This is a genomic window from Streptomyces sp. NPDC045287, assembly GCF_056432325.1.
In genome coordinates this window covers 557,351-579,004 of sequence record NZ_JBWKJG010000002.1, presented here as the reverse complement: position 1 = coordinate 579,004, position 21,654 = coordinate 557,351, and the positions used below count along the sequence as shown (strand labels likewise).

21 protein-coding genes are annotated in these 21,654 nt (G+C 73.7%); 14 read left to right on the top strand and 7 right to left on the bottom strand.

Going from position 1 to position 21,654, the window contains the following annotated elements:
• Positions 1 to 55 precede the first annotated feature (55 nt).
• Complete coding sequence (locus tag AC07D6_RS05705) at positions 56 to 352, bottom strand: hypothetical protein (RefSeq protein WP_479042273.1); 297 nt, start codon at positions 350 to 352, stop codon at positions 56 to 58.
• Positions 353 to 1,015: 663 nt separating this feature from the next.
• On the opposite strand from AC07D6_RS05705, the gene AC07D6_RS05700 reads away from it, so the two are divergent.
• From AC07D6_RS05700 to AC07D6_RS05655, 10 genes are all read left to right on the top strand, one after another.
• Positions 1,016 to 2,089 (top strand): ABC transporter substrate-binding protein, encoded by a 1,074-nt coding sequence (locus tag AC07D6_RS05700; protein WP_479042270.1) that lies wholly within the window; start codon positions 1,016 to 1,018, stop codon positions 2,087 to 2,089.
• 8 nt (positions 2,090 to 2,097) lie between these two features.
• Complete coding sequence (locus AC07D6_RS05695) at positions 2,098 to 2,937, top strand: ABC transporter ATP-binding protein (protein ID WP_479042267.1); 840 nt, start codon at positions 2,098 to 2,100, stop codon at positions 2,935 to 2,937.
• Positions 2,934 to 3,851 (top strand): ABC transporter permease, encoded by a 918-nt coding sequence (locus AC07D6_RS05690; RefSeq protein WP_479042265.1) that lies wholly within the window; start codon positions 2,934 to 2,936, stop codon positions 3,849 to 3,851. Before AC07D6_RS05695 ends, AC07D6_RS05690 begins: the two co-directional genes overlap by 4 nt.
• A 108-nt stretch (positions 3,852 to 3,959) precedes the next feature.
• Positions 3,960 to 5,327, top strand: a complete 1,368-nt coding sequence (locus AC07D6_RS05685; RefSeq protein WP_479042263.1) for an LLM class flavin-dependent oxidoreductase — start codon at positions 3,960 to 3,962, stop codon at positions 5,325 to 5,327.
• 146 nt (positions 5,328 to 5,473) lie between these two features.
• Complete coding sequence (locus tag AC07D6_RS05680) at positions 5,474 to 6,406, top strand: TauD/TfdA dioxygenase family protein (protein ID WP_479042260.1); 933 nt, start codon at positions 5,474 to 5,476, stop codon at positions 6,404 to 6,406.
• Between the two features lie 136 nt (positions 6,407 to 6,542).
• Entirely contained in the window at positions 6,543 to 6,635 is a 93-nt protein-coding gene (locus AC07D6_RS05675) for an Ms4533A family Cys-rich leader peptide (RefSeq protein ID WP_479042257.1), read from the top strand.
• A gap of 199 nt (positions 6,636 to 6,834) precedes the next feature.
• Positions 6,835 to 8,556 (top strand): ABC transporter substrate-binding protein, encoded by a 1,722-nt coding sequence (locus tag AC07D6_RS05670; protein ID WP_479042254.1) that lies wholly within the window; start codon positions 6,835 to 6,837, stop codon positions 8,554 to 8,556.
• Entirely contained in the window at positions 8,556 to 9,533 is a 978-nt protein-coding gene (locus AC07D6_RS05665) for an ABC transporter permease (RefSeq protein ID WP_479042251.1), read from the top strand. Before AC07D6_RS05670 ends, AC07D6_RS05665 begins: the two co-directional genes overlap by 1 nt.
• A complete protein-coding gene (locus tag AC07D6_RS05660) occupies positions 9,530 to 10,525 on the top strand; it encodes an ABC transporter permease (RefSeq protein ID WP_479042248.1) in 996 nt (331 codons plus the stop codon). The genes AC07D6_RS05665 and AC07D6_RS05660 overlap by 4 nt, the downstream gene beginning before the upstream one ends.
• Positions 10,522 to 12,207: a dipeptide ABC transporter ATP-binding protein gene (locus AC07D6_RS05655; protein ID WP_479042245.1), complete on the top strand. Its 1,686-nt coding sequence runs from the start codon at positions 10,522 to 10,524 to the stop codon at positions 12,205 to 12,207. The genes AC07D6_RS05660 and AC07D6_RS05655 overlap by 4 nt, the downstream gene beginning before the upstream one ends.
• 102 nt (positions 12,208 to 12,309) lie before the next feature.
• Here AC07D6_RS05655 and AC07D6_RS05650 read toward each other — a convergent pair whose 3' ends face one another.
• A complete protein-coding gene (locus AC07D6_RS05650) occupies positions 12,310 to 12,693 on the bottom strand; it encodes a rhodanese-like domain-containing protein (RefSeq protein WP_315881342.1) in 384 nt (127 codons plus the stop codon).
• Entirely contained in the window at positions 12,690 to 13,214 is a 525-nt protein-coding gene (locus tag AC07D6_RS05645) for a cysteine dioxygenase (protein ID WP_315881341.1), read from the bottom strand. The genes AC07D6_RS05650 and AC07D6_RS05645 overlap by 4 nt, the downstream gene beginning before the upstream one ends.
• Before the next feature lie 592 nt (positions 13,215 to 13,806).
• Here AC07D6_RS05645 and AC07D6_RS05640 point away from each other — a divergent pair.
• On the top strand, positions 13,807 to 14,658 hold the full coding sequence (locus AC07D6_RS05640; protein ID WP_315880955.1) for an RNA polymerase sigma factor SigF: 852 nt from the start codon (positions 13,807 to 13,809) through the stop codon (positions 14,656 to 14,658).
• A 20-nt stretch (positions 14,659 to 14,678) separates the two neighbouring features.
• Here the strand turns inward: AC07D6_RS05640 and AC07D6_RS05635 are convergent, their stop codons facing one another.
• The 4 genes from AC07D6_RS05635 to AC07D6_RS05620 form a co-directional block, all read right to left on the bottom strand.
• Entirely contained in the window at positions 14,679 to 15,869 is a 1,191-nt protein-coding gene (locus tag AC07D6_RS05635) for a phospholipase D-like domain-containing protein (RefSeq protein ID WP_479042240.1), read from the bottom strand.
• The gene (locus AC07D6_RS05630) at positions 15,866 to 16,000 is read right to left on the bottom strand and encodes a hypothetical protein (RefSeq protein WP_315880953.1); all 135 of its coding nucleotides are present in this window, start codon (positions 15,998 to 16,000) and stop codon (positions 15,866 to 15,868) included. The genes AC07D6_RS05635 and AC07D6_RS05630 overlap by 4 nt, the downstream gene beginning before the upstream one ends.
• 249 nt (positions 16,001 to 16,249) lie before the next feature.
• Positions 16,250 to 17,053, bottom strand: a complete 804-nt coding sequence (locus tag AC07D6_RS05625; RefSeq protein ID WP_315880952.1) for a pectate lyase — start codon at positions 17,051 to 17,053, stop codon at positions 16,250 to 16,252.
• Positions 17,054 to 17,428: 375 nt separating this feature from the next.
• Entirely contained in the window at positions 17,429 to 17,743 is a 315-nt protein-coding gene (locus tag AC07D6_RS05620; protein ID WP_479042236.1) for a hypothetical protein, read from the bottom strand.
• Positions 17,744 to 18,524: 781 nt separating this feature from the next.
• Here AC07D6_RS05620 and AC07D6_RS05615 point away from each other — a divergent pair.
• From AC07D6_RS05615 to AC07D6_RS05605, 3 genes are all read left to right on the top strand, one after another.
• A complete protein-coding gene (locus tag AC07D6_RS05615; protein ID WP_479042233.1) occupies positions 18,525 to 18,986 on the top strand; it encodes a cupin domain-containing protein in 462 nt (153 codons plus the stop codon).
• 222 nt (positions 18,987 to 19,208) lie between these two features.
• A complete protein-coding gene (gene abc-f, locus AC07D6_RS05610; protein ID WP_479042231.1) occupies positions 19,209 to 20,846 on the top strand; it encodes a ribosomal protection-like ABC-F family protein in 1,638 nt (545 codons plus the stop codon).
• A 116-nt stretch (positions 20,847 to 20,962) separates the two neighbouring features.
• Positions 20,963 to 21,622 (top strand): maltokinase N-terminal cap-like domain-containing protein, encoded by a 660-nt coding sequence (locus tag AC07D6_RS05605; RefSeq protein WP_479042228.1) that lies wholly within the window; start codon positions 20,963 to 20,965, stop codon positions 21,620 to 21,622.
• The last annotated feature ends 32 nt before the right edge of the window (positions 21,623 to 21,654 follow it).

Here is a 21,654-nt window from a genome sequence, read left to right as displayed (position 1 = left end):
GTGCCCGGGGCCGCGCCGCCGGATCGGTCGTGTCGGCCGCGCGGGGCAGCGGAGGTCACAGGTAGCCGCCGACCGGGACCACGAGGACCACGCGGCGGCCGTGTACGTAGTCGCGGCGGGGACGGGTGGCCGGCCGGGCGGGGAGGTCGAACGCGTGCCGGCCCCGTCGCGCCCGGCGCTTTCCGCGCCGCCGCGGCGGGGCGGCCCCGGGGTCCGGCGCGCGCTCGTCCCACAGCGTCTCCTGCCGCCACACCAGGGGGATCGCGGTCTGCCCGTCGAGCCGCGCCGGGGGCGGGTCGGACAGCTGCTGTTCCACGGCCCGCAGCCGGGCCCGCGTCTTCGACGGAATCACGCATCCCCTCCAGTGGCGGTCTCCCCAAGTATCGACTGCCCCTTCGCCCGCCGCTCACGCCGGAGCGGTCGCGACCAGGGCGCCGCGCCGTGTCCCGGTCCGTGTCCGCGCGGTCTCGCGGGCGGTGTGCGGGCCTCCGCCACGGGCCGGGGGGCGGCACGGTACCGCGGTTCGTGAACGACGTGCTGCGGCGGCGTGGCGGGGGAACCGGTCTGTGTGACGGGCCTGTTTCCCGCATTGACGTGGCCGAATCGCGCTGCCAGCCTCGTGGACGTGAGCCAGTCAGCGAACTTCGCCGCGCGGCTGCACGTCGATCTCCGACGGCACGCCAGCGCCCTCTGTGCGTTCCCCTTCCGCGGCTGTTAGGCGTCCCGCAGGCGGGCTCGCCGTAGCCCGCCGGACATCCCTCGGCGCCGCCGTGCGGCCCGACGGTTCGGCAGCGGCGCCGGCGCGTCCACCGTTCCCCCTCCGTCGGTGCCTTTCGCCAGTCCCCCTCCCCGTCTCCGCCGGCACGCACCGGCGTTCACCGGGGTGTTCTCCGCCCCGCGCCCGGTGCTCCCCCGCGCCCGGCGTCCGCCGCCCCGCCGGTCAGGAGCGTCCGGCGCCCGCCGTCTCCTGAGCCCTTTTCCCGCCCTGCCCGCCTCCTTTGAACAGGACGTTCCGATGAGTACGTTGTCCCCGGCGAACCGACGCCGGTTCCTCACCCTGCTCGGGCTCTCGGCGGTCACGGTCGGCTGCGGCACGGCCGTGGGCGGCGGGTCCTCCGGCGGGAACGGCACCAGGACGCTCCGCTACCAGGGGTGGGCCGGCCAGGTCACCCCCGCCGAACTCGCCCAGGACCTCGGCTACCTCGAGGACGTGCGGCTGGAGTGGGTCGGCAACACCATCAGCGGGCCGCAGGACATCCAGTCGGCGGCCACCGGCCAGACCGACTTCGGCGGCGCCTTCAACGGAGCGGTGGTGAAGCTCGCCGCGAGCGGCGCCCCCATCAAGGCCGTCATCAGCTACTACGGATCCGACGAGGACGCCTTCAACGGCTTCTACGTACGCGCCGACAGCCCGATCCGGTCCGCCCGCGACCTCATCGGCAAGAAGGTCGGCATGAACACCCTCGGCGCGCACTCCGAGGCCATGCTCGACATCTACCTCCAGCGCGGCGGGGTGTCCCCGGCGGACGCCGACAAGGTCGAGGCCCTCGTCGTGCCGCCGGTGAACACCGAGCAGTCCCTGCGGCAGCGGCAGATCGACGTGGCCGTGCTCGGCGGTGTGCTGCGGGACAAGGCCCTGGCCGCGGGAGGGCTGCGGCCGCTGTTCACCGACCACCGGCTCCTGGGCTCCTTCAGCGCCGGGACGTACGTCATGACCAGGCTCTTCGTCGAGCGGAACCCGGACACGGCCCGGACGTTCGTCACCGGTGTGGGCCGGGCGCTCGACTGGTCCCGCAACGCCCCGCGCGACGAGGTCGTCGCGCGGATGACGGAGATCGTCCAGAGGCGGAAGAAGGAGCGGAACGAGGACGCCGACATCCTGCGCTACTGGAAGTCGTACGGCGTGGCCGAACCCGGCGGGCGCATCACGGACGAGGAGTTCCGACTCTGGATCGACTGGCTGGCCGAGCGCGGCGACGTCGACCGCGCCCGGGTCCGCCTCGACTCCCTCTACACCAACGACTACAACGCGGCCGCGTCCCCCGCGCCCCCGGCGGCGTCCGCCGCGGCCACGACGAGCGGGAGGTGACGGCGACCATGGCGGGTTCCGCGGCCGCACACACGGCCAAGATCGTGTTCGACGGGGTCGGGAAGGAGTTCCCCGTCAGGGGCCGAAACGGCGTGCGGTCGGTGGTCACCGCCCTCGACGGTGTCGACCTGACCGTGGGCGACGGCGAGTTCCTCGTCGTGGTGGGACCCAGCGGGTGCGGCAAGTCGTCCCTGCTGGACCTGCTCGGCGGCCTGTCCCGGCCCACGTCGGGCCGCATCCTCCTCGACGGCTCGCCCGTCACCGGGCCCGGCCTGGACCGGGGCATCGTGTTCCAGCAGTACGCGCTGCTGCCGTGGCGCACCGCCCAGGGCAACGTCGAGTTCGGGTTGGAGGCCACCGGTGTGCCGCGGCGCGAACGGGTCGAGCGGGCGCGCGAGTTCCTCGACCTGGTGGGCCTGAGCGGGTTCGAGGGGAGGCATCCGCACGAGCTGTCGGGCGGGATGCGGCAGCGGGTCGCCATCGCGCGCAGCCTGGCCCACGACCCCGGCGTGCTGCTGATGGACGAGCCGTTCGCGGCGCTGGACGCCCAGACGCGGGAGTCCCTCCAGGACGAACTGCTGCGCATCTGGCGGCGCACGGGCAAGACGGTCGTCTTCATCACCCACGGCATCGACGAGGCGGTGCGCCTGGGGCAGCGGGTGGCCGTGATGACCTCCCGGCCCGGCCGGGTCAAGGAGGTCGTACCGATCGACCTGCCCGCCCCGACGCGTGGTGACGATCCGCGTTCCAGTCCCGACTTCGCGCGCTACCGGCACCAGATCTGGTCGCTGCTGCGCGACGAGGTGTCCAGGGCGCAGCAGGAGGAGAGAGAAGGAGTCGCCGTATGAACCCCGTGACCGAGGCCGGCACCGGTCTCGCCGCCCGTCCCGTGGCGCCCCCGAAGGCCGCCGCCCCCTCCCCCGACCCGGTCCCGACCCCGGCTCCGGCTCCGGCGGCGACGCGCCGCGGGTCGCCGCGGTGGGCGGCCCGGCGGCTGGCGTACGGACTGGTGAGGGCGGGCACCTCGTCGGCGGCCGTCGTCGCGCTGCTCCTGCTGTGGGAGACCGCGCCCCGCCTGGGCCTGGTCGACCGGACGTTCCTGCCGCCGTTCACCGAGGTGGCCGGGGCGTGGTGGCAGCTCGCCGGCGACGGGCAGCTCGCCGACCACGCGCGGGCCAGTCTCACCCGTTCCCTCAGCGGGTTCGGGATCGCGGTCGCGCTGGCCGTGCCCCTCGGCCTGCTGATCGGCTGGTACCGGCCGGTGGCGGATCTGCTCGGACCGCTGCTGGAGGTCTTCCGGAACACCGCCGCCCTCGCGCTGCTGCCGGTGTTCGTGCTGCTGCTCGGCATCGGTGAGACGTCCAAGATCTCGATCGTCGTGTACGCCTGCGCCTGGCCGGTCCTGCTGAGCACGATCAGCGCGGTGCGGTCCGTGGACCCGACCCTGCTCCGGCTGGCCCGGTCGCTGGACCTGTCCCCCGTACGGCTGTTCCAGAAGGTGATCCTTCCGGCGTCCGTGCCGGCGGTGTTCACCGGCGTCAGGCTCGCGGGCGCCGTGTCGATCCTGGTGCTGGTCGCGGCCGAGATGATCGGGGCCAAGGCGGGACTCGGCTACCTGATCAACGCCTCGCAGTACAACTTCGCCATCCCGCAGATGTACGCCGGGATCGTCACGATCTCCGCGATCGGCGTGGTCTTCAACCAGCTCCTCGTCGCCCTGGAGCGGCGCCTCAGCTCCTGGCGGGTCCCCGCGCGCGGCTGACCGCCGGGCCCGCCCTCCCCGCACCGGCCTGCTCCGTCGCGCGCCGACGCGCTCCCGTCCCGCTCGTGGACTCCTCCGCTCGTCCCTCCCACCACCCAGGACATCGCCATGCCCGCATCACCACCCCGCCGCCAACTGCACCTGAACGCGTTCCTGATGAACGCCGGCCACCACGACGCCGCCTGGCGGCACCCCCTCACCACCCCGGAGCGGATCACCGACCCGACGTACTTCCAGGAGCTGGCCCGAACCGCCGAGCGCGGGCTGCTCGACTCGGTGTTCCTGGCCGACGGCCTCGCCCTGTGGGGCAACGCCCGGTACAACGCGCTGGGCGGCTTCGAGCCGCTCACGCTCCTGTCGGCGCTGGCCACCGCCACCGAGCGGATCGGTCTCATCGCGACCGTCTCTACCACGTTCAACGAGCCGTTCACCACGGCCCGGGCGTTCGCCTCCCTCGACCACCTCAGCGGCGGCCGGGCCGGTTGGAACATCGTGACGTCCGGCTCCGTCGACGAGGCCCGCAACTTCGGCCGCGACGAACACCTGGAACACTCCCTGCGCTACGAGCGGGCGCGGGAGTTCGTCGAGGTCGCCGTCAAGCTGTGGGACAGCTGGGAGGACGACGCGATCGTCCTCGACCGCGAGGGCGGCGTCTACGCGGACACCGACCGGATCCGGCCCGTCGACCACCGGGGAACGCACTTCCGGGTGCGCGGCCCCCTGAACGTGCCGCGCTCCCCGCAGGGCCGCCCGCTGCTGGTGCAGGCGGGCTCGTCGGAGGACGGCAGGGAGTTCGCGGCCCGGCACGCCGAGGCGGTGTTCACCGCGCAGCAGACCCTCTCCGACGCGCAGGCGTTCTCCAAGGACCTCAAGAGCCGGGCGGCCCGCCACGGCCGGTCCGGGGACGACGTGAAGGTCCTGCCCGGCATCTGCCCCGTCATCGGCTCGACCGAGGCGGAGGCCCGCGCCCTGGAACAGGAGCTCACCGACCTCCAGGTGCCCGAGTACGGCCTGGCGCAGCTCTCCGGGATGCTCGGCACCGACCTGACCGGGCTGCCGCTGGACGGGCCCCTGCCCGAGCTGCCGGACGAGCGGGACATCAACGGCAACAGGAGCCGCTTCACGCTCGTCGCCGACCTCGCCCGGCGGGACGGGCTCACCCTGCGGGAACTGATAGCCCGGCTCGGCGGCGGGCGCGGCCACTGGGTCGTCGCCGGGACCGCCGAGCAGATCGCGGACCGGCTCGAGGAGTGGTTCACCCAGGGCGCGGCCGACGGGTTCAACGTCATGCCGCCCCATCTGCCCGGCGGACTGGACCACTTCGTCGACCAGGTCGTGCCGATCCTCCAGGCACGCGGACTGTTCCGCACCGAGTACACCGGGCGGACGCTGCGCGAGCACTACGGGCTGCCGAGGCCGGCCGTCTCCCGCGCCGGTCGGCCCCGGCAGTCCGTCGCGGCCGGGGAGCCCGCCTGACCGGGCACCACGGCGGTCCCGGCGGCCCCGGCGAACCCGCACCCGCACCCGCCGGACCACCCGGCACCCGCCCCCGCCGCCGGGCCGCCGCCCGCGGCGGCCACCCACCCATCCCTCCCGTCACCTCCTGGAAGGACCACGCCGACATGACCACCACCACACCCGCCGCACCGGCCTCGCACACCCCGCCGGCCGGCTTCGAGATCCGCCGGATCGGCGGCCGGATCGGCGCCGAGATCCACGGCCTGGACCTGGCCGAGGACCTCGATCCCGCGGTCGTCGCCGGAATCGGCGACGCCCTGCTGGAGCACAAGGCCCTCGTCTTCCGCGGCCAGCACCTCGACGACGACGGGCAGCTCCGCTTCGCCTCCCTCTTCGGCGAGCTGACCACCGCCCATCCCACCGTGCCGTCCGTCGAGGGGCGGCCGGAGGTCCTGCCGGTGGACGGGGGCGAGGGCATCCGCGCCAACCACTGGCACACGGACGTCACCTTCGTCCGTACGCCCCCCAAGGCGTCCACCCTCCGCGCCCTCGTCGTCCCGCCCTACGGCGGCAACACACTGATCGCCAACGCGGCCGCCGCCTACCAGGACCTGCCGGAGCCGCTACGCGAGTTCGCCGACCGGCTGTGGGCGGTGCACACCAACGCGTACGACTACGCCGAACCGAAGAACGCCAAGGCCGCCGAACACCGCAGGCAGTTCGTCTCCCGCCGCTACCGCACCGCCCACCCGGTCGTGCGCGTCCACCCGGAGAGCGGCGAACGGGGGCTGTTCATCGGCGGGTTCGCCCAGAGCCTCGTAGGGTTCGGGCCGTCGGAGTCGCGGGACCTGCTGCGGCTCCTCCAGTCGTACGTCACCCGGCCCGAGAACCTGGTGCGGATCGCCTGGAACCCCGGAGACCTGGTGCTGTTCGACAACCGCATCACCCAGCACTACGCCCCCGACGACTACGGGGACCTGCCCCGGCTGCTGCACCGCGTCACCGTCGCCGGGGACGTCCCCGTCGGGGTCGACGGCACACCCAGCTACGTCGTCGAGGGCGACGACGCGGCCCACTACACGCCCGTGGCGGCCTGACCGGCCCCGCCCACGGCTGCCGAAGGCCCCGGTCCGCGACCCGGACCGGGGCCCCGGTGATCACCTGTCGAGACGTCACATCCCAAGCCGTGGAATCCGGTTGAGTGTTCGGACGACTTCGTACAGGCTGTGGCGCATGCCGCGCCACCACCATTCCGAGCACACCGCCTTCCGGCTGGTGCTCATCGGTGTGCACATGCTCGCGGTCTCCGACATCGACTGTCGCTGAGCCACCGGTTCCGCCGCGGCCGTCCGCCCGGCGCCCGGACCCCGACGCAGGCACTCTCCCTCGCTTCGCCGTGCCGTCAGCGCGGACTCGCAGGCTCAGCGGTTCTCCCGCGTTTCTGATCCCTGCCGCGCGCCCACCCCTTCGTGGGCGCCGCCGCGCTGCCTTCCGACGGCACCCCACACCCCGAAAGGCACCTCCCATGCGCATGTTCGGTCCGTTGTCCCGCCGTACCGTGGCCGCTGCCGCCGCCCTGGCCGCCACGGGCACCCTGGCCGCGTGCGGCCCGAAGGACCCGGCGGCCTCCGGCGGCGGGGCGAGCGGGAACGGGCCCGCCAAGGGCGGCGCGCTCCTCGTCCTCAACTCCAGCCCGCAGGAGGACTTCGACCCCGCGCGCCTCTACACCTCCGGCGGCGGGAACGTCCCCTCGCTGGTGTTCCGCACGCTCACCACGCGCAAACGGGCGGCCGGGGCCGAGGGCACCGAGGTCGTGCCGGACCTCGCCACCGACCTGGGCACCCCCAGCGAGAACGCGACCGTCTGGACGTACAGACTCAAGGAGGGGCTGAAGTTCGAGGACGGGTCGCCCATCACCTCCGCCGACGTCAAGTACGGCGTCGAGCGCTCCTTCGCCGCCGAACTCTCCGGCGGGGCCCCCTACCTGCGGGAGTGGCTGATAGGCGGCGACACGTACCAGGGCCCCTACGGCAAGGGGAAGAAGACCCTCGACTCGATCGAGACCCCCGACGACCGGACCATCGTCTTCCGCCTGAGGAAGCCGGTCGGCGACTTCCCCTACGTGGCGACGCAGACCCAGTTCGCGCCCGTGCCGAAGGCGAAGGACACCGGGGTGAGGTACGAGGAGCACCCCGTCTCCTCGGGCCCGTACAAGGTGGTGAGGAACACCGACGACGGCCGGCGGCTGGAACTGGAGCGCAACCCGCACTGGTCGGAGAAGCTGGACGACCAGCGCAAGGCGTACCCGGACACGATCGACGTGCGGTCCGGGCTGGACCCCGCGGTGATCAACCAGCGGCTCGCCACCAGCTCCGGCGACGACGCCCGGGCGATCACCACGGACACCAACCTCGGCCCCGCCGAGCTCGCCCGCATCGGCCAGGACGAGGAGCTGAAGGCACGCGTCGGCGTCGGTCACTTCGGCTACACCACCTACCTCGCCTTCAACCCGTCCGTGAAGCCCTTCGACCGGCCCGAGGTGCGGCAGGCCATCGCGTACGCCATCGGCCGCCGCAGCGTCGTCAACGCGGTGGGCGGCAGCTCGCTCGCCGAGGCCGCCACCACCTTCCTGCCGGAGCAGAAGGCGTTCGGCCACACGCCGTACGACCACTTCCCGGCCGGGGAGAACGGCAACCCGCGCAAGGCCAGGGAGGTCCTCGCGAAGGCCGGCCACAAGGACGGCCTGACGGTCACGCTCACCCACGCCACCGATGAGGGCGAGATCGGCTCGAAGGTCGCCGCCGCCGTCCAGCAGTCCCTGGAGAAGGCCGGCATCGAGGTCAGGCTGGAGGGCCTGGAGAAGAACGCGTACGACGAGCGGCGCTGGGACGCCGCCCGCACGCCGGGCTTCTTCATCACCCGCTGGGGCGCCGACTGGCCCGCCGGGTACCCCTTCCTCGCCCCGATCTTCGACGGGCGGCAGATCGTCAAGGACGGCGCCAACTTCAACCACGCGCAGCTCGACGACCCCGCGATCAACAAGGAGTTCGACGAGATCGGCCGTCTGACGGACCTCGACGCGGCGGCCGCGCGCTGGGGCGCGCTCGACAAGAAGATCGGTGAGCGGGCACTGACCGTCCCCCTGTACCACCCCGTCTACCGGCGGCTCGTCGGCAAGGACATCGAGAACGTCGTCATCAGCGACTGGACCGGCGTCCTGGACATCTCGCAGGTGGCGGTCAGGTAATGCCCACGCACGACACGGTGGTGGCCCCGACGGCCCCGCCGCCCGGGGCCCGCGCCGTATGGCGGAGGCTGCGCGGCCGGCCGGCCGCGCTCGCCGCCGGCGCGGTCCTGGCGGCCCTGGTGGCCGCCGCGCTGGCCGCGCCGCTGCTCACCGCGGCGGCCGGCCAGGACCCTTACACGTACCACGACGACCTGATCGACTCGGCGAGCGGCGGGGCCCCCGTGGGGGCCTTCGGCGGGGCCGGGGCCGACCACTGGCTCGGCGTCGAACCGGGCACCGGGCGCGACCTGTTCGCCCGGCTGCTGTACGGGGCGCGCGTCTCCCTGCTGGTGGCCGTCGGCGCGACGGCCGTGCAGGTGGCGGCCGGCGTGGCGGTCGGGCTGGCCGCCGCACTCGGCGGCCGGTGGGCCGACCACCTGCTCGGCCGCGTCACCGACGTCATGGTGGCCCTGCCCGCGCTGGTCCTGGCGATCGCGCTGACCACGGTCGTCCCGCCGGACTTCCCGCGTCCGCTGCTGCTCGTCCTGGTGCTGGGCGCGCTGGGCTGGGGCGGTGTCTCCCGCGTCGTACGGGCCCAGACCCTCGCCCTGAAGGGCCTGGACTTCGTCGCGGCGGCCCGGCTGGGCGGCGCGGGCCGGTGGCGGGTCGCCCGGCGCGAGCTGCTGCCGTCGCTCGCGGCCCCCGTCATCACGTACGCGGCGCTGCTGCTGCCGGGGAACATCGTGGCGGAGGCGTCCTTGTCGTTCCTCGGGATCGGGGTGCGCCCACCCACCCCGTCGTGGGGGCAGATGCTGTCGACCGCGAGCACGTGGTTCCGCGCCGACCCGATGTACGTGCTGCTCCCGTCCGGGCTGCTGCTCGTCACCGTCCTCGCCTTCACCGTGCTCGGCGACGCCGTGCGGGCGGCCCTCGACCCGCGCGGGGCGAGCCGCCTGGGCAGGGACGCCGGACGCGCGGGGAAGAGGAGGAACCCGTGACCGTCACCCGTTTCGTCCTCAAGCGCCTGGCGGGCGCCCTGGTGGTGCTGCTCGTGCTGTCGGCGGCGCTGTACGCGCTGTTCTACCTGGTGCCCGGCGACCCCGCCCGGCTGGCCTGCGGTGAGCGCTGCACCCCGGCGCAGGTCGCCCAGGTCCGTGAGCTCCTGGGGCTGAACGAGCCGGTGCACGCGCAGTACCTGCACTTCCTGCGGGGTGTCGTCGCCGGGCGGGAGTACTCGGCCGCCGGGTCCCCGCTGCCCTGCGCGGCGCCCTGCCTGGGGTTGTCGCACCGCAACGACCAGCCCGTCACGGCGCTCATCGCGGCGGGTCTGCCCGCCACCGCCTCCCTGGCCCTCGGCGCGATGGCGGTGTGGCTGCTGCTGGGCGTCGGCACGGGGCTGGTGTCGGCGCTGCGGCGCGGCGGGCCCGTCGAGCGCGTCCTGACGGTCCTCACCCTCGCCGGCACCGGCACGCCGGTGTTCGTCCTGGGCCTGCTGCTGCTCATGGCGGTCTGCGCCCACCTCCAGTGGCTGCCGTTCCCGTCGTACGTGCCGCTGACGCAGGACCCCGAGCAGTGGGCGTGGAACATGCTGCTGCCGTGGCTGACGCTCGGGTTGTTCGAGTCCGCCAAGTACGCCCGGCTGACCCGCTCGTCGACGCTCGAAACCCTCGCCGAGGACCACATCCGCACCTTCCGCGCCTACGGGCTCGGGGAGCGCGCCGTCGTGACGCGGCACGCGCTGCGCGGGGCCCTGCCCCCGGTCATCGCCCTGTCGGCGCTGGACCTCGGCTCGATGATGGGCGGCGCGATGATCACCGAGTCCCTCTTCGGCCTGCCGGGCCTGGGGCGGCTGCTGATCGAGGGCGTCCGCTCCGTGGACCTCCCGGTGGTCGTCGGAGTCGTCCTGGTGATCGGGGCGGCGGTGGTCCTCGCCAACGCCGTCGCGGACGTGCTGTACACGCTCGCCGACCGAAGGGTGGCCCTGTCGTGACCTCCTCCCTCCTCGACGTACAGGACCTGACGGTCGACTTCCCCACCGGTGACGGCGGCTTCGTACGGGCCGTGGACGGCGTGTCCCTGCGCCTCGCGCCCGGGGAGGCGCTGGGCCTGGTCGGCGAGTCCGGTTCCGGCAAGAGCACGGTCGCCGGCGCATTGCTGGGGCTGCACCGCGGGACCGGCGCCCGGCTGGGCGGCGCGGTGCGGGTCGGCGGCGTGGACGTGGGATCGGTGACCGGGCGGGGGCTCAGGCGGCTGCGGGGCGGGGTCGCCGCCATGGTCTTCCAGGACCCGCTGTCGGCGCTCGACCCGTACCAGGCGGTCGGCGACCAGATCGCCGAGGTGCGCCGCGTCCACTTCCCCGGTTCGTCGCGGCGCGCGGCCCGGGAGCGTGCGGTCGCCGCGCTGGAACGGGTCGGCATCCCCGACGCGGCCCGCAGGGCGCGGTCGAGGCCCCACGAGTTCAGCGGCGGCATGCGGCAGCGCGCGCTCATCGCCATGGCCCTGGTGTGCGAGCCCCGGCTCATCGTGGCGGACGAGCCGACGACCGCCCTGGACGTCACCGTGCAGGCGCAGATCCTCGACCTGCTGCACGAGGTGCGGGAGGGGACCGGCGCCGGCCTGGTGCTGGTCTCCCACGACCTGGGGGTCGTCGCGGGGAGCGTGGACCGTGTCCTGGTGATGCGGGGCGGCGCCGCGGTCGAGCAGGGGCCGGTCGAGCGGGTCCTGGGGGCGCCGGAGCACCCGTACACCCGCCGGTTGCTCGCCTCGGTCCCCCGCCTGGAGACCTCGCGCGCCTCCGTCGTGGCGGCGCGCCCGCCGCGCGGGTCCGCACCCGGTGGGGACGCGTCCGGCGGGGGCACGTCGGGCGGGGACGTGCTCCTCGAAGCCGTGGACGTGCGCAAGGAGTTCGGGCGGGGGCGACGGCGGACCGTGGGCGTGGACGGCGTGTCCCTGACGGTCGCGGCGGGCGAGACGCTGGGCGTCGTCGGGGAGTCCGGCAGCGGCAAGACGACCCTCGGGCGCATGCTGGTCGGACTGCTGGAGCCGAGCGGCGGGTCCGTCCGCTTCCGGGGCGAGGAGGTGACGGGCGTGCGCAGCGGGCTCCAGATGGTCTTCCAGGACCCGGCCTCGTCGCTCAACCCCCGCCGGTCGATCGGCGAGTCCGTCGCCGATCCGCTGCGGGTCGGCGGCGCGCTCACCGACCGGGAGGTCACCGGGAGGGTGCGCGGCCTGCTGGAGCGGGTCGGGCTCGATCCCGGCTGGTACGGCCGCTACCCGCACGAGCTCAGCGGCGGCCAGCGGCAGCGCGTCGGCATCGCCCGCGCCCTGGCGCCCGAGCCGCGCCTCGTCGTGTGCGACGAGCCGGTCTCCGCGCTGGACGTGACGACGCAGGCGCAGGTCCTGGAGCTGCTGGCGGACCTCCAGCGGGAGTTGGGCCTGGCGCTGGTCCTGATCGCGCACGACCTGGCGGTGGTGCGGCAGGCCAGTGACCGGGTGGCGGTGATGCGGCGGGGAGCGGTGGTCGAGCAGGGCCCGCCGGACACGGTGTACGACGCGCCCCGGCACCCGTACACGAAGGCGCTGCTTGCCGCGGTCCCCGTCCTCGACCCGGTCGAGGCGGCGGCCCGGCGGGCGGGCCGCCGGGCCGCCGCGCTCGACGCGGTGGGGGCGTGAGGGCGCCTCCGCCGGCCGGGCCGCCCCGGCCGGTGGGGGCCGGCCGCCCGGACGCGGCCGGCGCGCCGCACGTCCGGCCCCGCCCCCGCGTGCGGCGCGTGGTCACCCGGGGGCCACGGGAAGCCCCGCCGCCCGCCACGCGCGGAACCCGCCGACGAGGTCGGTGGCCCGGGACAGCCCGATGGTCCGCAGGGAGGCGGCGGCCAGCGAGGAGGCGTACCCCTCGTCGCAGAACACGATCCACCGGATCCCCGTGGACGTGGCCTGCGGCAGCGCCCCCTCGCTGGCCGGGTCGCACCGCCACTCCAGGTGGTTGCGCTCGATGACCAGGGCGCCCGGGATGCCGCCCTCCGCGCGGCGCGTCGCCTCGGGCCTCGTGTCGACGAGCAGCGCCCCGTCGTCCCTCACGGCCCTCCACGCCTCCTTCGGCCCCAGCCGGTCGAGTCCGGCCCGTACCTCGGCGAGATGCCGGTCGATGCCGGTCATCCGTCCACCTCCTCGACGCGGTCGGTCACCAGCCGCCCGTCGGGCAGCTGCCGGTAGTACGCCATGCTGGTCAGCGACGGCGCGTAGGCGTGGATGCTCACCGCCGGCACGGGTCCCTCGTTCGTCACCTGGTGGACGTGGCGCGGTCCGAACGCCCGCACCGCTCCCGCCGCCAGCCGCCGCGGCACCGGGTGCACCGGGTACGACGTCGGCGGGAAGACCCGTTCGGTCAGCTCCCCGCGCACCACGGTGAACGCCCCCTTGGAGCCGCCGTGCCCGTGGATCTCGGTGCCCTGCCGGGGCAGCCAGGTGAGCAGCCACACCTCGTGGGTGGCGGTGCGCTCCAGGCGCGTGTAGTACCGGTCGGGGCTTTCGAAGCGTACGTACGGGAGCCACAGCTCCGCGCGCGCCGCGATCCGCTCCACGAGCTCCCCGAGCCGTACGGGACCGGGAGAGGGGGCGGCGGGCGCGGGAGACGGGGAGGCGGGCGCGGGGGCGCCGGGGGACGGCACGACGAACATGGGGGTTCCCTGGGTGTGGAGGCGGGCGGTACGGAGAAGGAGCCGCGCCTCGGAACACCGGGGGCGCGACCGTCAGGGACGGCCGCTACGACACAGCGCACTGGCCACGCGGACGAGGTCCACGTGGTGCCGCGCGAAAAAGCGCCTGCTGGTCGGCATGCGCAGCAGGTTCTCAGCCGGACGCGCCACGGGTCAAGGTGGTCGGCGTGTCGCCTCTCTGCGCGCCCCCGCCGCCGGGACGCCCCGTCGGCGGCCGGGCGGTGGCGGGGGCGCGCCCCGGCAGGGTCCGCCGGAACCGCGCCCACCGACCACGGCGGGAACCGACGGACGGCGCCGCTCTCGTCCTGGGGGCCCTCCTCCTCTCCGGCGCCTGAGCAACACGAAGAAGTAAAGGAGGATTCATGGCGCTTTGCCCACCGGTTTCTCGGGACTCTGGCGGCGCGGACCCGTGAGGGAGACCGGGGGCACCCGCCTCACGCACCCGCTCACCTTTTCGAAAAACATTGAAGAGCATGAGGGAGGGACTTGTGGGTAGGCGCGCCACGTCGGCCCATGCAGGGCCGAGAAGAATCCGTGTACTGAGGAGGGGACGATGACGGTGGCGACGACCGACACGAGCACGAGGGCCATCAGCGGTATCGCCACGCTGCCGGAGGTGGCGGACCCCCGGAACGTCCCGCCGAAGGACGCCCGGGCGCTGACGAAGCTGTTCCTCGAACAGCTCGCGGTCCTGGAGGAGGGCACGCGCGAGTACCAGTACGCGCGCAACACGCTCATCGAGATGAACATGTCCCTCGTCCGGTACGCGGCGGGCCGGTTCCGCAGCCGCAGCGACGAGATGGACGACATCGTCCAGGTGGGAATGATCGGCCTCATCAAGGCGATCGACCGGTTCGAGCTCTCCCGCGAGGTGGAGTTCACCACGTTCGCCGTGCCGTACATCGTCGGCGAGATCAAGCGGTTCTTCCGCGACACCTCGTGGGCCGTGCACGTGCCGCGCCGCCTGCAGGAAGCGCGCGTCGAGCTCGCGCGGGCCACCGAGGAGCTGCGCACCCGGCTGGGACGCACGCCCACCGTCAAGGAGCTCGCCGAGCTGATGAACCTGTCCGAGGAGGAGGTCATCGAGGCCCGGCTCGCGTCGAACGGCTACAACTCCTCCTCCCTGGACGCCGCCATCAGCGGTGACGAGAGCGGCGAGACCGCGCTGGCCGACTTCATCGGCACCGAGGACCCCGCCATGGAGCTGGTGGAGGACTTCCAGTCCCTCGCCCCGCTGATCGCCCAACTCGACGAGCGCGACCGGCGGATCCTCCACCTGCGGTTCGTGGAGGAACTCACCCAGGCTCAGATCGGCGAACAGCTCGGCTGCTCGCAGATGCACGTGTCACGCCTGCTGTCCCGCACCCTCAAGCGCCTGCGCGAGGGCATGCTGACCACGCGCTGACCGCGCGGGCCACGGGCCCGCTACAAGAACCTCCGGATCGGAGTGACCGCCGCCTCCCGCAGCCGCTGGAAGGCGGCGCGTCGCTTCCAACGGGAGAGGTCGACGGCCACGCTGCGGGTGAGGTCCTCGTCGAAGTGGCCGTCGAGGGTGGCGGTGAACTCCTCGTCGAGCACGGCGAGCATGACCTCCTCGTCGTGGTCCATGGAGCGGCGGTTGAAGTTCGTCGAGCCGATCAGCGACGCCACCCGGTCCACGGTGATGACCTTGGCGTGCATCATCGTCGGCTGGTACTGCAGGATCTCCACGCCGGCTTCCAGCAGATCGGTGTAGTGGGCCTGGCCGGCGAGCCGGCAGGCGCGCTGGTCGGTGTACGGGCCGGGCAGCAGGATCTCCACCCGTACGCCCCGGCGCGCGGTGGCGCGGAGCAGGTCGATGAAGTACTGGTCCGGCGCGAAGTAGGCGGTGGCCAGGCGGAAGCGCTCCTCGGCCGAGGTGAGCATGACCCGGATGAGGGTCTGCATGTCCTGCCAGCCGATGCTCGCCGACCCGCGGACGACCTGGACGACCGACGTGCCGTACTGGGCGTGCTCGGTGAAGCGGTCGCGCTCGTCGTACAGGTCGTCGTGGCACTCGGCCCAGTTCTGGGCGAACGCCGCGGCGATGCCGTCCACGGCCGGCCCGCGGACCTGCACGTGCGTGTCGCGCCACTCGCCGGGGTTGCGGGCGTCGCCGCACCATTCCTCGGCGATGCCGACGCCGCCCGTGTAGGCGGTGTGCTCGTCGACGACGAGCGCCTTCCGGTGGCAGCGGTGGTTCTGCTTGAACGGCGAGAGCCACACCGGTTTGCGGAACCAGGCGACCTGCACGCCGGCCGCCTCCATGTCGTCGAGCAGGTCCGTCTCTATCAGCCTGGCGCCGAAGCCGTCGAGCAGCAGCCGCACCCGGATCCCGGCGCGGGCGCGTTCGGCGAGTGCCGCGGCGAATTCCCTGGCGATCTCCCCCCGCCAGTACACGAACGTCATCATGTCGACGGTGTGCCGGGCGGTGCGGATGGCCTTCAGCATCGCGGGGAAGATCTCGTCGCCGTTGCGCAGCGCCACGAGTTCGTTCCCCTCGGTGGCGGCCACGCCGATCAACCGCTCCAGCCGTCGCCTGAGCCGCTGCTTGCGCTCCTCGCTGTCGGCGGTGGCGACGTCGGAGAGGGGGGTCATATGACGTCCCCCGGGGTGCGGGCGGCGAGTGGACCGCCGATCGCGTCGCGGGCGGACGCGACACCGGCGGGCGCGGCGGCCTCGGGCGTGGACACGCAGGCGGCGTGCCGGGCGCCAAAGTGCTCGGACATCGGTTCTGTACCTCTCTGGGCGGCACCCGCCGGTGGGCGGCGGGCCGACGTCGGAAGCCTAGTCCCCGTACGGAGGCGGTTCGGCCCCGGTGTCGGCGTCACCGCCGGTGGCACCGCCCGGAACGAACCGTCCCCGCAGGGCGACCCTGCGGGGACGGTTCCGAACACGGCTGCCCCGGCCCGGCCGTGCGAGGCGTCGCGCGGCGCCTCGCGCGGCGGTGCGCGGTGCGGCTCCCTACCGCCGGGCGGTCACCTGTAGGTGATGTCGGCCGCCGTGTACTTGCAGTAGGTCCCGTCGGGGCCGCTGCCGTTCGTCTTCGGCTCCGCACCGGTGTTGTTGCCGATGTACTTCTGGCACGGGACGATCTTCCGGTCGGTGTCGCCGACGATGGTGATGTTCCTCAGCGTCGCCGAATCGCCGTAGTTCGTGTTGATGCCGACGATCCTGCTGCCCTTCCAACCCACCTCGATGGTGTTGAGGTTGATCGTCCGCTTGTACTGCGTCTTGCAGTTGCCGCAGGAGCGGATGAAGGTGCCGAAGTCCTTGACCGCGAAGTTCGACACGTTGAGCGTTCCGGCGCCGTTGAACTGGAACACCTTGTCGCTGGCCGACTTCGCGCCTCCCCCGGTGACGGTGTAGACGCTCGACGAGGAGGTGCCGCGGAACGTCGCCGCGTCCTCGCCGACGTCCTCCCACCAGACGTTCTGCAGCGTGCAGCTGCCCAGGCAGTGGATGCCGTCCGCGGCGGGAGAGCCGATGATGACGTTCTTCAGCACGGCACCGGCGGCGAGCTGCAGGATCGGCCCCTGGTCCTCGTCCTGGCTCCCGGAGCCCAGGTCGCCCGTGCCGTAGAGGCGCTTCATCCCGTAGTCCTTGGTACCGGAGATCGAGATGGTGGAGGCGACGGGCTCGCTGCCGTTGGGGGTGGGCCAGGTGGCGGCGCTGGCCGGCGACGCCCCGCCGGTCATGAGCATGCCAACCGAGAGGGCCAGTGTGGCCAAGGCGCTGCCCACCGCGCGCCGGCGGTGGCGCGGTCGTGTCACGGAACTCACAGTGCGGCTCCTTCTTCGTGTTCAAGAGGACTTCCGGGTACGGAGAACGGGCCCCAGTGGCGGGTCGAGCACGCGGTACCGAGCACACCGGCCCCTGACGGGGTGGCGAGCCGCCGCGGCGCGGTACACCGCACCCGCCACGACGCAGGCCGTCCGGTACACAAGGAGACACGCTCCTCTCCCTGAACGCCGTTCACCATGCGGAACAGGCCGTACGGGATGACGCCGTCCCAGTGGGTCATTCCCGTACTTTCACCTCACTCCCGTTGCCCTACGGTGTGGGGGTGAATCACATTCTTGAACGGAAGGTAGAGGGCAAGCGCTTTCTAGTCAACGCTTCGCGCAAGACATCTCGCAAGCGGCCGTCGCGGGTGGTCAGGGCCGGGGGTTGGTGCGCTGCCACCGGGGACGCGCGTCCGCGCCCCGGCGTCCGGCGACCGCGGCGCACCGGTGGCACAGGCGCTGGACCCGGTCGGCCGCGCCCCCGGACTCGGGCATCGTGTCGATCCAGGACACGTGGGGGAAACGGGTCAGCAGCGAGCGGCTGAGCGAGAGTCCGCACACGGTTTCGTTCCGGCCGGGTTCCCACGCGTGGACCTCCCCTGCGGGCAGCCTGCGCCGGCGCCCCTCCTCGTCCTCGGTCCACTGTCCGGAGGCGGCGACCGCGTAGTGCTTCTGTCGTGTTGCCATGTCGTGCGGCTACCCAGGAAGAGCGGGTTATGCGACCCGTACGGCGGCCCGCCCGGCGACGGGCCGGCGGGCCCGCGGCCGGGCGGGAGCACGAAGAAGCCCCGGCTGGTCGGGGGGAAACCAGCCGGGGCGGCACGGAGGCGGGTACGAAGGGCGGTCGCCTCTCGGCGAAGAGCTCCATGGGGCTTCAGCCGAACGATCTTCCCCATGGGCGAGGGATGAGGCCCGGGGACACAGTCCCCTCCGTACCCACACATAGATGAACGGTGAACCACCTCCCGGTGTTCCGGGAACGGTGTGAAGCCCGTCACCCTCACCTCCGCGCCCACGGGAACGCCTTTTCGGCCCGGTCCTTCCGGCCCGGTCCCGTGCCCGGACCGGCGGCTGTCCCGCCCCGCCCGACGGGGGACCCACAGGGATGCGGGCGCCTTGCCCGCGCGGAACGGGCCCCGCCCTCACCCCCTCGGGGTCCCTCCGGACGTGTGGTCGTGCCGACACCAGCCCGCCCCGCGCCACCCCCCGCACCCCGTCGGCGGTCACGCCCCGCACCGCCGCACCGCAGGTCACCCGGTCAGCCGGCGTGCGGCGCCCCGCGAGGCCCGGCCGTCCGTACGCGGCCTCCCTCCCCCGAGCCCCCGGACGAAGCACCCCACCGGCCGAACCGCGTACGACGCCCCCGGCGGGGGCGGGGCGGCGGACGACCCACCGGGCGCGGGCGGCAACGGGGCTCCCCGGCCGGAGTTGCGTAGGGTGGCCCGCACCCGAGGAGAGGGAGGCGACGGTGCCGGACTGGAGACACCGACTGGGCCTGGAAGCGCACCCCGAGGGCGGGTTCTTCCGGCGGATCTACACCAGCCCCCACACCACGCGCACGGCCGGGGGGCCGCGCCCGACGGCGACCTCCATCCACTACCTGCTCACACGCGACGAACCGTGCGGACGCCTGCACCGCAACCGCAGCGACATCCTCCACTTCCTCCTCGACGGGGGACCCGTCGAGTACGTGACCCTCACCCCGGACGGCGTCCTCGAACGGGTCACCCTGCGGGCCGGCGACCGGCACTTCCTCGCCGTCCCCGGCCGGGTGTGGAAGGGCTCCCGGCTCGTCGGCGGGGCCGCCCACGCCCTGGTGGCGGAGGTCGTCACCCCCGGGTTCGACCACGCCGACCACCGGTTCGCCGTGCGCGAGGACTTCGCCCACCTGCCCGCGCTGCGTGCGGAGCTCGCCCCGTTCCTGCCCTGAGCCGCGCCCGCCGACCGCGCCGCCGCCCCGGAAACTCCTTCGCCCCCGGCGGGCCGCGCCCCGTACACTCGGGCCCGTGGGTTCGTTCTACTTCTTTCTCTGATTCCGGGCGCGGACACGCGGTGACCACCGGCCCGCAGGCCGGCGCGTCGGCACCGCCGTCCCCTCCCCCAGGTCCGTGAACCCCGGCCTGCGCCCACGCCTCCACTCAGGGAAAGAACCATGCGCGACCGCGCCCCCTCTCAGCTGTCCGTCAAGGACGTCTCCAAGACGTACGGCGTACGGACCGTCCTCGACCAGGTCTCCTTCTCCGTCCGTCCCGGCGAGCGGATCGGCGTCATCGGGGAGAACGGATCCGGGAAGTCGACACTGCTGCGGCTCCTCGCCGGCATCGAACGGCCCGACACCGGTGACATCACGGTCGATTTCGCCGGTGGCGTCGGCCACCTCTCCCAGACCCTCGCACTCGCGCCGTCCCGCACCGTGCAGGACGCCGTCGACGCCTCCCTCGCCGACCTCCGCGCACTGGAGCGGCGGATCCGGCGGGCCGAGGCCGCCCTCGCCGACGCGACACCCGAACAGCTCGACGCGTACGGCGACCTGCTGGCCGCCTACGAGGAGCGCGGCGGGTACGAGGCGGACGCCCGCGTGGACGCCTCGCTGTACGGGCTCGGCGCGGACCGGCTCGCGCGGGACCGGACGCTCGGGTCCCTGTCGGGCGGCGAGCGGTCCCGCCTGGCGCTGGCCTGCGCCCTCGCCTCGGGGGCCGAGCTGCTCCTGCTGGACGAGCCGACCAACCACCTGGACCTCGACGCCGTGCGGTGGTTGCAGGAGCGACTGCGCGCCCACCGCGGAACCGTGCTGGCGGTGACCCACGACAGGGTCTTCCTGGAGGAGGTCGCGACGGCGCTCCTGGAGGTCGACCGGGACTCGCGCGCCGTCCACCGCCACGGCGGCGGCTGGAACGGGTACCGCGCCGCGAAGGCCGCCGCCCACCGCCGCCGGGTGCGGGAGTACGAGGAGTGGCGGGACGAGCTGGCCCGTACGGAGGCGCTGGTCGAGGCCGCCGGGCAGCGGCTCGCCGTCACGGGCAAGGACCCTCGGCAGGGCTTCGGCAAGCACCGCCGCTCCTCCGAGGCGAAGTTGTCCGGGCAGGTGCGCGCCGCCCGCGTACGGCTGGAGCAGTTGCGCCGGGCCCCGGTGCCGGCACCGCCCGAACCGCTGCGGTTCACGGCGCGTCTCGCGACCGGAACGCCGACTGGAACGCCGGGTGGGACGACGGGCGGCGTCGTCGCCGAGCTCACGGACGTCGTCGTGGGGAACCGGCTGCGTCTGCCGGGGTTGCGGGTCGAGGCCGGCCAGCGCCTGCTGGTGTCCGGTCCCAACGGCGCCGGCAAGACGACGCTCCTGCGGGTCCTCGCCGGTGACCTGCGCCCGGACACCGGCACGGTGCGCGGCACCGCCGCGGTCGGTTACCTGCCGCAGGAACTGCCCGCCGCACCGTCGCGCGAGCCCCTGCTGGCGGCGTACGCGGCGGGCCGCCCCGGGCCCGCGGAGGAGTACGCCGACGAGTTGCTGGCACTCGGGCTGTTCCGCGAGGACGACCTCGACGTGCCGGTCGCCTCCCTCTCGGCCGGCCAGCAGCGACGGCTGGAACTGGCCCGACTGGTGGCCCGCCCGGCGGACCTGCTGGTCCTGGACGAGCCCACCAACCATGTCGCGCCGGGCCTCGTCGAGGACCTCGAAGAGGCACTGGCGCGGTACGAGGGCGCCGTGGTGGCCGTCTCGCACGACCGCCGGTTCCGCAGCGGCTTCACCGGCGACCGCCTGGAGCTGCGGGCGGGCCGGACGGCCGCCTGACCGCCCCGGGGCGCCGCGCCCGCCGCTCCCGGTGGCGGCGGGCGTTCCGTGTGATCGGTGCCGCGCGGAGGGAGGATGTGAGGGCTCGTATCCGCTCAAAGGGAAGGGACTCCGACATGGCCGTCATTCACCACACCGCCCTCAAGCCGACCAAGCTCGAACTGCTCACCTCCTGGCTGCCCACCCGGCCGTGGTACGGCGGCGCGGGGAAACCGGAGCTGGTGAAGGCCGGCGGCTTCCGGCTGGACGACCCGCAGGGTGAGGTCGGGATCGAGTTCATCGTGGCCACCGACACGTCAGGGGCCCGGCCGGTCGCGTACCTGCTGCCTCTCACATATCGCGGTGCCCCGCTCGACGGGGCGGAGCACGCCCTCGTCGGCACGCTGGAGCACGGGGTGCTGGGGCGGCGCTGGGTCTACGACGGCTGCCACGACCCGGTGCTGGTCGCCCAGCTGCTCGCCCTCGTCGAGGCCCGCGTCCAGGCACAGGACCAGGACACCAGCGACACGCCCGACCCCGAGGTCACCCGCTCCTACACGGGTGACGGCCCCCTCCTCGCGGACCGCGTCACCGCCGACGACGACCGGGAGGGCACCACGCTGGACGTCGCGCGCGGCATGACCCTCCGCCTGCACCGGGTCCTGAGCCCCGCCCCGGACGGCCCGCCCGTTCTGTCGCGGGCCGCGATCGGCCACGTCGCCGGCCCCTGGCACCTGCCGGACGGCACCCGGGTCCGGGGCCTGTTCGCCGTGCTCCACACCAACCCCCAGGGCTAGGCGGTTCCGTTCCGGCCGGTGGGGTGCCGGTC